This window comes from Kineosporiaceae bacterium SCSIO 59966, assembly GCA_020881835.1.
GTDB lineage: Bacteria > Actinomycetota > Actinomycetes > Actinomycetales > SCSIO-59966 > SCSIO-59966.
The window spans coordinates 405971-418726 of the sequence record CP052876.1 but is presented as its reverse complement, the minus strand read 5'-3'; the positions used below and the strand labels follow the sequence as shown (position 1 = coordinate 418726).

The 12756-nt window shown below is 71.8% G+C and carries 8 protein-coding genes; 4 read left to right on the top strand and 4 right to left on the bottom strand.

Going from position 1 to position 12756, the window contains the following annotated elements; all coding sequences use genetic code 11:
• Positions 1 to 231 precede the first annotated feature (231 nt).
• From HJG43_02005 to HJG43_01990, 4 genes are all read left to right on the top strand, one after another.
• Positions 232 to 2130: a 2-oxoacid:acceptor oxidoreductase subunit alpha gene (locus tag HJG43_02005; GenBank protein ID UER53527.1), complete on the top strand. Its 1899-nt coding sequence runs from the start codon at positions 232 to 234 to the stop codon at positions 2128 to 2130.
• Positions 2127 to 3224, top strand: coding sequence for a 2-oxoacid:ferredoxin oxidoreductase subunit beta (locus HJG43_02000; GenBank protein ID UER53526.1), 1098 nt, complete (start codon positions 2127 to 2129; stop codon positions 3222 to 3224). The genes HJG43_02005 and HJG43_02000 overlap by 4 nt, the downstream gene beginning before the upstream one ends.
• A 306-nt stretch (positions 3225 to 3530) precedes the next feature.
• Positions 3531 to 4463 (top strand): EamA family transporter RarD, encoded by a 933-nt coding sequence (gene rarD, locus HJG43_01995; protein ID UER53525.1) that lies wholly within the window; start codon positions 3531 to 3533, stop codon positions 4461 to 4463.
• 151 nt (positions 4464 to 4614) lie between these two features.
• Positions 4615 to 6597, top strand: a complete 1983-nt coding sequence (locus tag HJG43_01990) for a PhoX family phosphatase (GenBank protein UER55627.1) — start codon at positions 4615 to 4617, stop codon at positions 6595 to 6597.
• A gap of 56 nt (positions 6598 to 6653) precedes the next feature.
• Here the strand turns inward: HJG43_01990 and HJG43_01985 are convergent, their stop codons facing one another.
• The 4 genes from HJG43_01985 to nuoL are packed head-to-tail and all read right to left on the bottom strand — an operon-like array spanning position 6654 to position 12724.
• Positions 6654 to 7682 (bottom strand): polyprenyl synthetase family protein, encoded by a 1029-nt coding sequence (locus HJG43_01985; GenBank protein UER53524.1) that lies wholly within the window; start codon positions 7680 to 7682, stop codon positions 6654 to 6656.
• Entirely contained in the window at positions 7679 to 9280 is a 1602-nt protein-coding gene (gene nuoN, locus HJG43_01980; protein ID UER55626.1) for an NADH-quinone oxidoreductase subunit NuoN, read from the bottom strand. Before nuoN ends, HJG43_01985 begins: the two co-directional genes overlap by 4 nt.
• 17 nt (positions 9281 to 9297) lie before the next feature.
• A complete protein-coding gene (locus HJG43_01975) occupies positions 9298 to 10842 on the bottom strand; it encodes an NADH-quinone oxidoreductase subunit M (GenBank protein UER55625.1) in 1545 nt (514 codons plus the stop codon).
• 4 nt (positions 10843 to 10846) lie between these two features.
• Positions 10847 to 12724: an NADH-quinone oxidoreductase subunit L gene (nuoL, locus tag HJG43_01970; protein UER55624.1), complete on the bottom strand. Its 1878-nt coding sequence runs from the start codon at positions 12722 to 12724 to the stop codon at positions 10847 to 10849.
• Between the last annotated feature and the right edge of the window lie 32 nt (positions 12725 to 12756).

The following is a 12756-nucleotide window of genomic DNA, read 5'->3' as shown; positions in this document are numbered from 1 at the left end:
TCGGTGGGACGATCACACCGTCATGGTCGGCCGCTGTCCCGGATTTCTGAGCAGAGTCCCTCCGGGATCACCCACGAGGACCATCACTGGTGGGCGATCGGCCCCGGACGTCCCCCCGCACCTCGTCGACCGTGCCGACGGCACCCTGACGCCGTGAGCGAGTGACCGGTCCAACACCTACCATCGACGTGGAGCAGGCAGAATGCTGGACGACGGAACGTTGACGAGGACATGACGACCAAGCTGGTGCAGCGCGTCGAGCGCGTGGTGATCCGGTTCGCCGGCGACTCCGGCGACGGGATGCAGCTCACCGGCGACCGCTTCACCGCCGAGACCGCGTCCCTGGGCAACGACCTGGCCACGCTGCCGAACTTCCCCGCGGAGATCCGCGCGCCGGCCGGCACGCTGCCCGGCGTGTCGAGCTTCCAGCTGCACTTCGCCGACCACGACGTCCTCACCCCCGGCGACGAGCCCGACGTCCTCGTCGCGATGAACCCGGCAGCCCTGCGGGCCAACCTCGCCGACCTGCCCCGCGGCGGCACCGTCATCGTCGACTCCGACGCGTTCGGCGCCCGCGCACTGGCCAAGGTCGGGTACGCGACCAACCCCGTGGAGGACGGCAGCCTGGAGTCCTACCGGGTGCACGCGCTGCCGCTGACCTCGATGACCGTCGAGGCGCTGAAGCCGTTCGGACTGTCCCGCAAGGACGCCGAGCGGTCGAAGAACATGTTCGCGCTCGGGATGCTGTCGTGGTTGTACGACCGGGGTACCCAGGGCACCGAACGGTTCCTGCGGACGAAGTTCGCCACGAAGCCGGACATCCTCGAGGCGAACCTCACCGCGTTCAAGGCAGGGTGGGCGTTCGGGGAGACCACCGAGGCGTTCGCCGTCCGCTACCAGGTCGCGCCCGCGCCGGCGAAGCCCGGCACCTACCGGAACATCACCGGGAACGTCGCCCTCGCCTACGGCCTCGTCGCCGCGGCGCACCGCGCCGGCCTGCCGCTCGTCCTCGGCTCCTACCCGATCACACCGGCCTCGGACATCCTGCACACGCTCTCGGGGCTCAAGCGGTTCGGCGTCACGACGATGCAGGTCGAGGACGAGATCGCCGGGGTCGGGGCCGCGCTCGGGGCCTCGTTCGGCGGCGCCCTCGGGGTGACGACGACGTCCGGACCGGGTCTGGCCCTCAAGAGCGAGACGATCGGCCTGGCCGTCTCCCTCGAGCTGCCCCTCGTCGTCGTCGACGTCCAGCGCGGCGGCCCGTCGACGGGTCTGCCGACGAAGACGGAGCAGGCAGACCTGCTGCAGGCGATGTTCGGGCGCAACGGGGAGTCGCCGGTCCCGGTCGTCGCGCCCGCCTCGCCGACGGACTGCTTCGACGTCGCGTTCGAGGCGGTCCGGATCGCGACGACCTACCGGACGCCGGTGCTGCTGCTGTCCGACGGGTACCTCGCCAACGGCTCCGAACCGTGGGCGGTGCCGGACGTCGCCTCCCTCCCCGTCATCGACGCCGACCAGGCCACCGCGCCGAACGGGCTCGCCGACGACGGGGTCACCCCGGCGTTCCGGCCCTACCTGCGCGACCCGCAGACCCTCGCCCGGCCGTGGGCGGTGCCCGGCACCGCCGGGCTCGAGCACCGCATCGGCGGGCTGGAGAAGGCCGACGTCACCGGCGAGATCTCCTACGACCCGGACAACCACGACCGGATGGTCCGGCTGCGGCGGGCGAAGGTCGACGGCATCGACGTCCCGGCGCTCGACGTCGACGACCCGGACGGCGCCGCGCGCGTCCTCGTCCTCGGCTGGGGGTCCAGCTACGGACCGGTTGCCGCCGGCGTCCGCGCCGCCCGGGAGAGCGGGCTGTCCGTCGCCCACGCCCACCTGCGTCACCTCAACCCGTTCCCGGCCAACCTCGGCAGCGTGCTGCGCCGCTACGACCGGGTGCTCGTGCCCGAGATGAACCTCGGCCAGCTCGCGCTGCTGCTGCGCGCCCGGTACCTCGTCGACGTCGTCGGCTACAACCGCGTACGCGGGCTGCCGTTCACCTCCGGCGAGCTCGTCGACGCGATCTCGCAGCTCGCCCAGGAGGTCCAGCCCGACCCCGCCCACGACACGGAGGTCCCCGCGTGACCACCGACCTCGGCACCCCCGCGCACCGCACCGGCCTGGACGCCGTCCCCCGGCTGGCCGAGGGTGTCTCCCTCGGCAAGAAGGACTTCACCTCCGCCTCCGAGGTGCGGTGGTGCCCCGGCTGCGGCGACTACGCGATCCTGGCGGCCGTCCAGTCGTTCCTGCCCGAGCTCGGCATCCGCAAGGAGAACGTCGTCGCGGTCTCCGGCATCGGCTGCTCCTCACGCTTCCCCTACTACCTCGACACGTTCGGGATGCACTCGATCCACGGCCGCGCGCCGGCGATCGCGACCGGGCTGGCGACGGCGCGCCCCGACCTCAACGTGTGGGTCATCACCGGCGACGGCGACGCGCTGTCCATCGGCGGCAACCACCTCATCCACGCGATGCGCCGCAACGTCAACCTGACCATCCTGCTGTTCAACAACCGGATCTACGGGCTGACGAAGGGCCAGTACTCCCCGACGTCCGAGATCGGCAAGGTCACCAAGTCGACACCGGCGGGCTCGGTGGACGCCCCGTTCAACCCGGTCTCGCTGGCTCTGGGCGCGGAGGCCACGTTCGTCGCCCGCACCCTGGACTCCGACCGCAAGCACCTCACCTCGGTGCTGCGGGCCGCCGCCGAGCACCGCGGGACGGCGCTGGTGGAGATCTACCAGAACTGCCCGATCTTCAACGACGGCGCGTTCGACGTGCTCAAGGACCGGCAGGAGTCGACGGCCCGGCTCATCCACCTCGAGCACGGCCGCGAGGTGCGCTTCGGCGCACCGGAGGCCGAGCGGGTGGTGGTCCACCGCCCGGACGGCGGGCTCGAGGTCGTCGACGCCGCGGACGCCGGTGACCGGCCCGTCGTCGTCCACGACGTCGCGGCCGAGGACCCGACGGCGGCGTTCGCGCTGTCCCGGCTGGACGACCCGACGATGCAGCACGTGCCGGTCGGGGTGTTCCGCGCCGTCCAGCGACCGACCTACGACCACCTCGTCCGAGCTCAGGTGGACGACGCGCGGCGGGCCGCGGGTGGTGGCGCGGACGACGAGGACCTCGCCCGCCTGCTCGCCGGCTCCGACACCTGGACCGTCCCCTCCTCTCGGTGACGATCCACTCCCCCCTTCGTGATCATGCAGTCCCGCCACCCTCGGCCGGCATCTCTTCGTGATCATGCAATTCCGCCACCCTCGACCCGCGCCCCCTCGTGATCGTGCAATCCCGCCAGCAAAATGCTGGATTCGGCACGGTTTTCGCGGCGTGTCGCGCCACCAACGCAGCATTCTGCGAGGGGGGCGGGGGGACTTGGAGGCGGGGAACAAGGGTGGCGGGATTGCATGATCACGGGTGGGGGTGGGTGGGGGCTGCGGAGTGATCAGGAGGGGGACGGGCGAGTGGTCGGGTAGCGTTCGCCCGTGACGTCCCATGAATCCGAGGTCCACCGCGGCACGCTCTACGGCGCAGCGGCCTACCTCCTGTGGGGGGTCTTCCCGCTGTACTTCCCGCTGCTGCGGCCGGCCGGCGCGATCGAGATCCTGCTGCACCGCGTGGTGTGGTCGCTCGCCGTCTGCCTGGTCCTCGTCGTCGTGCTGCGGACGTGGCGGGAGGTCCGGGCGGTGCTGCACTCGCCGCGGGCGCTGGGCATGCTCGCTGTCGCCGCCGCCGTCATCGCGGTGAACTGGGGGACCTACATCTACGGAGTCAACTCCGGCCAGGTCGTCCAGGCGTCGCTGGGCTACTTCATCAACCCGATCGTGACGGTGGCGCTGGGCGTGCTCGTGCTCGGTGAGCGGCTCCGCAGGGCGCAGTGGGTGGCGATCGCCATCGGCGCCGTCGCCGTCGTCGTGCTCACGATCGACTACGGCGGACCACCGTGGATCGCGCTCACCCTGGCGTTCTCCTTCGGCGTCTACGGACTGGTGAAGAACCGGGTCGGCCGCGGCGTCGGCGCGCTGACCAGCCTCACCGTCGAGACCGCCGTCCTCGCCCCGGTCGCCCTCGTCGTCCTGCTGTGGCTGGGGGCGTCCGGCAGCAGCACGTTCACCACCGAGGGGACGTCGCACGCCCTGCTCCTGGTGACCACCGGCCTGGTCACGGCGGTCCCGCTGCTGTTCTTCGCCTCCGCGGCCAGACGCGTGCCACTGACGACCATCGGGCTGCTCCAGTACCTCGCACCGGTGCTGCAGTTCACGATCGGCGTGCTCGTCTTCCGCGAGACGATGCCACCGTCCCGGTGGGCCGGCTTCGCCCTGGTCTGGACCGCGCTCGTCGTGCTCACCGCGGACACGCTGCGATCGAGCCGGGCCCGCGCGCGGCTCGCTCGTGCGGCCGAGGCTGCGGCGACCTGAGACAGCGCAGAGCACCGAGGTTTCACGTCCGGTTCATCCGGCTTTCGCTGGCGGGGGGTGGGTGCGGCTCCTAACGTCGCACGGGTCCGCTCGAGCCATCCCGGAGGTTCCTGTGACCCTCGCTCCCGAATCCCCGCGGCGCCTGCTGCGGATGCTCGGCCACACCCAGGGCACCCGCAGCGCGACCGTCTGCCACTGGAAGTGCGCCGACCAGTGCGCGGACGCTCACGCCGTCCGCAGCAGCTCCCCGACCTTCGCCGAGGTCGCCGAGACCGCGCTCTCCCGCCGTTCGGTACTGGCCGGGGGACTCGGCGCTCTCGTGCTGGGTGGCATCGCCACCGGCGTCCCCGCGGCTGCGGCCCCGCCAGCCGGTCACGGTCAGGGGCCCGTCGCCACCCGGCCTGGCAGCGGACTGTCCTTCACCCCACTGGACCCCGCTCCTGCCGCGGACGTCGACGAACTGACCGTACCCGCCGGGTACGACTGGACGGCGATCATGGCCTGGGGCGACCCGGTGGTCGCCGGCGCGCCGCTGTTCGACTTCGACCACCAGAGCGCCGAGGCCCAGAAGCAGCAGTTCGGCTACAACAACGACTTCCTCACGTTCATCCCCCTGGCCGGGCGCAACCGGGCCCTGATGGTCGTCAACCACGAGTACACCAACGACGACCTCATGTTCTCCGGCGTCCCGGCCGACGAGGCGGAGCGCGTGGAGCGGCTGGCCATCGCCATGGCCGCGCACGGCATGTCTGTGGTCGAGGTGGCCCGGCGTGGCCCCCGCCGGCCGTGGGAGCCCGTGCCGCGCTCACGGTACGGACGCCGGATCCACCAGCAGACCGAGTTCCGCCTCACCGGCGCGGCCGCCGGCTCGACGTACCTGCGGACGTCCGCGGATCCGAGCGGCACAACCGTCCTGGGCACGGTGAACAACTGCGCCGGCGGGACGACGCCCTGGGGCACCGTGCTCTCCGGAGAGGAGAACTTCCAGGGGTACTTCAAGCGCAACGCCGACCTCGACCCGCGCAACGCCCTCTACGGGATCAGCTCGACCGGGCGCGGCTGGGACGCCGTCGAGCCGCGCTGGGACCTGGCGAACGAGCCCAACGAGGTCAACCGCTTCGGCTGGATCGTCGAGCTCGACCCGAGCGACCCGACGTCGACACCTCGCAAGCACACCGCTCTGGGACGTTTCAAGCACGAGGGCGCGACCGTGAGCATCGCCGCCGACGGCCGCGCGGTCGCGGTGATGGGTGACGACGAGGGCGGGGAGTACCTGTACAAGTTCGTGTCCCGCGACCGGTTCCAGGACGGTCCGAGCCCTGCGGCCCGCCGCCACAACATGACCCTGCTCGAGGAGGGCGACCTGTACGTCGCCCGTTTCGAGGCGGCGGGGGACCCGGCGGCGACCTACGACGGCACCGGCACGTGGCTGCCGCTGGTCGTGGACGGAGAGTCCAAGGTCCCCGGCTTCACGGTGGATGAGGTGCTGGTGTTCACCCGGGCAGCCGCCGACGTCGTCCAGCCGACGCCGATGGACCGGCCCGAGGACGTGGAACGCAACCCCGGCAACGGGTTCGTCTACGCGGCTCTGACCAACAACGCCGGCAGGACGACCGCGGACCCGGCCAACCCCCGGACCCCCAACCGGTACGGCCAAGTGGTGGAGCTGCAGGAGCGGGAGGCGACGGACCTGGAGTTCACGTGGTCCCTCGTCGTGGTCTGCGGAGACCCGCAGGACCCGACCACGTACTTCTCCGGATACCCCAGGGAGCAGGTCTCCCCGATCTCGAGCCCGGACAACGTCGCGTTCGACTCGACTGGCAACCTGTGGATCTCCACCGACGGGCAGGGCAACCTGGGCCTCAACGACGCGCTGCACCTGGTGCCGGTCGAGGGCCCCGAACGAGGGCACGTGCAGCAGTTCCTCGCCGTCCCGACCGGTGCGGAGACCTGCGGTCCGGTGATCGACGACGAGAGCTCGTCGGTGTTCGTCGCCGTCCAGCACCCCGGCGACGTCGACGGGGCCACTCCGGAGCAGCCGGCGTCCACGTTCCCGTACGGCCGGACCGTCTATCGGGCGGACAACGTCAAGGGCCCGCGGCCGGCCGTCGTTCAGGTGTACCGGACACGCTGAGCCAGCGACCTGCCGGGCCCACGCCGCGGTCTGCCTCGGTGTGGGCCCGGCCGCGTCTAGCGGGTGCGGTCGGCAACGCCCCGGGCGAAGGCCTCCAAGGCGTCCCGGGCCGCGCCGGCAGGCAGCGGCGCCAGCGCGTCGACCGCCTCCTGCGCCCAGGACTGGGCGGCGGCCCGGGCCTCCTCCGTCGCCGGGTGCTCGCGCAGCTCCCGGACGACGTCCGCGAGGACCACGTCGTCCGACAGGTCGCCGTCCAGCCGCTTGACCAGCCGCCGCGCCGCGGCCTCGCCGCGCTCGGCGGCCCGCCGCACGAGCAGCACCGGCAGGGTCGGGACGCCCTCGCGAAGGTCGGTGCCCGGCGTCTTGCCGGTGTCCGCGCCGGCGAGATCGATGACGTCGTCGGCGAGCTGGAAGGCGATACCGACCCGCTCCCCGTAGGCGACCATCACCTCGATGACGTCCCGGCCGCAGCCCGCCAGCTCGGCGCCGAAGCGACCCGACGTGGCGATGAGCGAGCCGGTCTTGTCCGCGAGCACCTGCAGGTAGTGGTCCACCGGGTCCTGGCCGGGTCGCGGTCCCACCGTCTCGTGCAGCTGCCCCAGGCACAGCCGCTCGAACGTGGCCGCCTGCACCCGGACGGCCTGCGGCCCGAGCCCAGCCACGATCCGCGAGGCACGGGCGAACAGCAGGTCCCCGGTGAGGATGGCGACGGAGTTGCCCCACACCTGGTGGGCGGCGGGCGCCCCCCGGCGAACCGGCGCGGAGTCCATGACGTCGTCGTGGTAGAGGGTCGCCAGGTGGGTGAGCTCCACGACGACGGCCCCGTCGACGACCTCCGGGCGAGTGGGGTCCCCGAGGTGGGAGGCGAGCAGCGCCAGCATCGGTCGCACCCGCTTGCCCCCCGCCTGGACGAGGTGCCGGGACACGGAGTCGGCGAGCTCGTCGGTGTGCGCGACGGCGTCGAGCAGCCGGGACTCCACCTCAAGCAGCCTGGTGGTGATGTCCTCGGCCAGCACAGGGTCCGCCGCCGGGACGTCCCAGACGCCGTCCACCGTCCCCGCGCGGGCGGAGGGGGCTCCGCTCACGGCAGCGCCAGGGTGCTGGCCGCCAGGTCGAGCACGGGTGCAGGCAGCACGCCGAGTACGAGGGTGACCGCGGCACCGATCGCGATGGCCGCACCCATCAGGGGACTGGGCAGAGCGACCGCGGTCGGCGTCGCCGGGGGCGGCGAGAAGTACATGAGCACGATCACCCGGACGTAGAAGAACGCGGTGACGACGCTGACGAGGACCCCGAGGACGGCGAGCCAGGCGTACCCGCCCTCCACGGCGGCGAGGAACACCGCGTACTTGCCGGTGAACCCGCTGGTCAGCGGGATCCCCGCCATCGCCAGGAGGAACAGCGTGAACACCGCGGCCAGCACCGGGGCGCGGCGGGCCAATCCGGCCCACTGGGACAGGTGGGTGGCCTCACCGGTGACGTTGTCGGCGGCGTCCCGCTCGCGGACCAGCGAGATGACGGCGAAGGCGCCAAGGGTCATGAAGCCGTAGGCCAGCAGGTAGAACAGCACGCCGGTGATGGACAGCTCGCGGGCGCCGGCCACCGTCGACGTGGCCATGGCGGTGAGGATGAACCCGGCGTGCGCGATGGACGAGTACGCCAGCATCCGCTTGATATCGGTCTGCACGACGGCGACCACACCACCGACGATCATCGTTGCGGCGGAGATCACCGCCACGACGAGCCCCCAGTAGTCCTCGAGCACGGGGATGGGCAGGGCGTAGAACAGCAGGTGGAGGATCGCGCCGAACGCGGCGACCTTGGTGGCGGCGGCCATGAACCCGGTGACCGGGGTCGGGGCGCCGGTGTAGACGTCGGGCGTCCAGGCGTGGAACGGCACGGCGCCGACCTTGAACAGCAGACCGGACAGCACCAGGACGATGCCGGTGACGAGCATGAGGCTCGGCGCGCCCTGCGGGTCCGCGAGCAGCTGGGTCGCCCCGCCCTGGGACATCCGGGCCAGCATGCCCGGCAGGGAGACCGTGCCGGTCGTCCCGTAGATGAGCGCGGCGCCGTAGATGAACAGCCCGGAGGAGAACGCTCCCAGCAGGAAGTACTTGACGGACGCCTCCTGGGAGAGCAGCCGGCGCCGCCGGGCGAGGCCGGCGAGCACGTACAGCGGCAGCGACAGCAGCTCGAGGGCCACGAACATCGTCAGCAGGTCGGCCGCCGTGGCAAAGATGATCATGCCGCCGAGGGCGAACATCATCAGCGGGAAGACCTCGGTGGTCTGCAGTCCCGCCCGCCGGGCGGCCTCCTCGTAGTCCGAGCCGGGCACGGACGCCGCCTGCGGGGCGAAGGCGTCCCCGCTGTCCCCGCGCTCGGCGACCGTGAGCACCGCGGTGAGGCCGAGGACGAGCAGCGTGCCGGTGAGGAAGAGGCTGATCCGGTGGTCGAACAGCGCCGAGCCGCCGACCAGGTCCTGGCCGACGGTGTCCCACCGCAGGGCGACGACGACCACCGCGGCCGCCAGCGCGACGACGGCCACGGCCAGCTGGACGACGCGCCGACCGCGCCGCGGGGCCAGCGCCTCGACGAGCACGCCGAGGACCCCGGCACCGAGAACGATGAGCGCCGGCGCCAGCGCGGCCCAGTCGATCTCCGGCGGGGTGAACGTGGTCACCTGCGCGGCGAGGACGTTCACTGGTCATCCCTTCCAGCAGTGGCGGCACCGGGCACGGTCGGCTCGGGGTCGGTCACGCCGACCTCCTGCATGGTCCGCTGCACGGCGGGGTCGAGGACGTCGAGGACGGGCTTGGGGTACACGCCGAGCGCGACGATGATGGCGAGCAGCGGGGCGACCACCCAGGCCTCGCGGGCCCGCATGTCGGGCAGCGCCTTGACCGGCTCGGTCGCCGGCCCGGTGAACATCCGCTGGTAGGGCAGCAGGATGTAGACGGCGGCGAGGATGACGCCGAGGGCGGCGACCACCGCAGCCCACTGCCAGCGGGCGTAGGTGCCGGCGAGCACGAGGAACTCGCTGACGAAGCTCGACAGGCCGGGCAGCGCCAGGCTGGACAGGCCCGCGACGAGGAACGTGCCGGCGATGACCGGCGCGACCCGCTGGACGCCGCCGTAGTCGGCGATCCGGGCGGTGCCGCGCCTGGCCACGAGCATCCCCATGATGAGGAACAGCGCGGCGGTGGTGAACCCGTGGTTGACCATGTACAGGGCCGCGCCGTTCTGCGCGGTCGAGGTCATCGCGAAGATGCCGAGCACGATGAACCCGAAGTGCGACACCGACGTGTAGGCGATGAGCCGCATCATGTCCGTCTGCCCGATGGCGACGAGAGCGCCGTAGAGGATCGAGATCACCGCCAGGACGGCGATCGCCGGGGCGGCCCACCGGCTCTCCTGCGGGAACAGCGGCAGCAGCAGGGTCAGCATCCCGAACGTGCCGACCTTGTCCAGGACGCCGACGAGCAGCACCGAGGTCCCGGGCGGCGCCTGGCCCGCGGCGTCCGGCAGCCAGGTGTGCACCGGCCACATCGGCGCCTTGATGGCGAACGCGATGAAGAAGCCGAGGAACATCAGCCGGCCGGCGGTCTCCCCGTGGTCGAGGCCGACGAGGTTCTCCACCAGGAAGCCCTCGGGACCACGGGGGCCGGACAGGTACAGGGCGATGACGGCGACCAGCATGAGCAGCCCGCCGAGCAGGCTGTACAGGAGGAACTTCACCGCGGCGTACCGCCGCTGCGGTCCACCGAACATCCCGATGAGGAAGTACACCGGGATGAGCATCGCCTCGAACAGCACGTAGAAGAGGAAGACGTCGCGGGCCGCGAAGACCCCGATCATCATCGTCTCCACCAGCAGCAGCAGGGCGAAGAACGTCCGCGTCCGGGCGGGGTCGGTGCCCGCGTCGTGCCAGCCGGCGAGGACGACGACGGGGGTGAGGACCGCGGCGAGCGCGATCATCGTCAGCCCGATGCCGTCGATGCCGAGGGCGTAGGACACGCCGAGCTGGGGGATCCACGGGTACGTCTCGGTGAACTGGTGGGTGCCGGCCGCGGCGACGTCGAACGTCAGCGCCATCGCGACGACGACGAGGAGCGTCAGCAGGGACACGCCGAGCGCGAGGGGCCTGGCAAGCCGGCGGGCGGAGGCCGGCAGCAGCCAGAGCACGAGCGCCCCGACGAGCGGGATCAGTCCCGCCGTCGTGAGCCAGGGGAAGCCGGAGCTCAGCACGTCACCTCACCACCAGGAGCATCAGCAGGACGAGTACGACGCCACCGAGCATCGAGGCGGCGTAGGAGCGGACGAACCCGGTCTGCAGGCGCCGCAACCGGTTGGCCACGCCCCCGACCGCGGAGGCGACCCCGTCGACCGCTCCGTCGACACCACGGCTGTCGACGAACACGAGCGAGCGGGTGAGGTACTGGCCCGGGCGCATGAACACCGCCTCGTTGACGTCGTCCTGGAACAGGTCGCGCCGGGCGGCGCGGGTGGCCAGGGAGCCGCGGGGCGCGGTGACCGGGACCTCGGACGCCGCGTACTGGCGCCAGGCGAGGAAGGTGCCGACGGCGACCAGCAGCAGCGTCAGACCGGTGATGACCGGGACCGGCAGCACCGGGTGGGCCTCGTGGTCGTAGCCGACCGCCGGCTCCAGCCACGAGGTGAACGCCCCACCGACGACGAGCAGCCCACCGAGGGCGACCGAGCCGATCGCGAGCACGACCATCGGCACGGTCATCAGCGCCGGTGACTCGTGCGGGTGCTGCTGGGGGTCCCACCGACGTCGGCCGTGGAAGGTCATGAAGAACAGCCGGGACATGTAGAAGGCGGTGAGCCCGGCGGTGAGCAGGGTCACGGTCCCGAACACCCACGGCCGCCAGCCCTCGCCGACGAACGCGGCCTCGATGATCCGGTCCTTGCTCCAGAAGCCGGACAGGAACGGGAACCCGATGATCGCCAGCCAGCCGGCGCCGAAAGTGAGCCACGTCGTCCGCATCTGACCGGCGAGCTCTCCGAAGCGGCGCATGTCGACCTGGTCGTCCATGCCGTGCATGACGGAGCCGGCGCCGAGGAACATCCCGGCCTTGAAGAAGCCGTGGGTGACCAGGTGGAAGATCGCGTAGACGTAGCCGACCGGGCCGAGCCCGGCGGCGAGCATCATGTAGCCGATCTGCGACATCGTCGAGGCCGCCAGCGCCTTCTTGATGTCGTCCTTGGCCATACCGACGACCGCCCCGTACACGAGGGTGATGGCGCCCACGACCACGACGACGAGCTGGGCGGTCGGCGCACCCTCGTAGATGGGACCGGAGCGGACGACGAGGTAGACGCCCGCGGTCACCATCGTCGCCGCGTGGATGAGCGCGGACACCGGCGTCGGACCGGCCATCGCGTCACCCAGCCAGGACTGCAGCGGGAACTGCGCCGACTTGCCGGCGGCGGCGAGCAGCAGCATGAGGCCGATGAGGGTGAGCAGCCCCTCGGAGGCCTGACCGGCGCCACCGAGGACCGTGCCGAAGTCGACCGCGCCGAACGCGGCGAACATCGCGAAGATCGCGATGAGCATGCCGAAGTCGCCGACCCGGTTGACGAGGAACGCCTTCTTGGCGGCCGCCGCGTACGCCGGGTTGTGGTTCCAGAACCCGATGAGCAGGTAGGACGCGAGCCCCACGCCCTCCCAGCCGACGAACAGCAGCAGGTAGCTGTCGGCCAGCACGAGCAGCAGCATCGCCGCGACGAAGAAGTTGAGGTAGGCGAAGAACCGGCGCCGGTCGGGGTCGTGCTCCATGTACGCGACCGAGTACACGTGGATGAGGGAGCCGACGAAGGTGACGAGCAGGACGAAGGTCATCGACAGCTGGTCGACGAGCAGCCCGGCGTCCAGGGTGAACGCCCCGGCCGGCACCCACTCGAACAGGTGGACCGAACGGGCCCGCTCCTGCGCCGGCGAGCCGAGCATGGCGACGAACACGGCCGCCCCGACGGCGAAGGAGGCCCAGCTCAGCGCGACGGCGAACCAGTGGCCCCACCGGTCGGTGCGACGACCACCGAGCAGGAGCACGGCGGCACCGAGCAGCGGCAGCGCGACGAGCAGCCACGCGGCGGACTGCAGGCCGGTCGCCGGCAGCACGTCGGCCGCGGCAG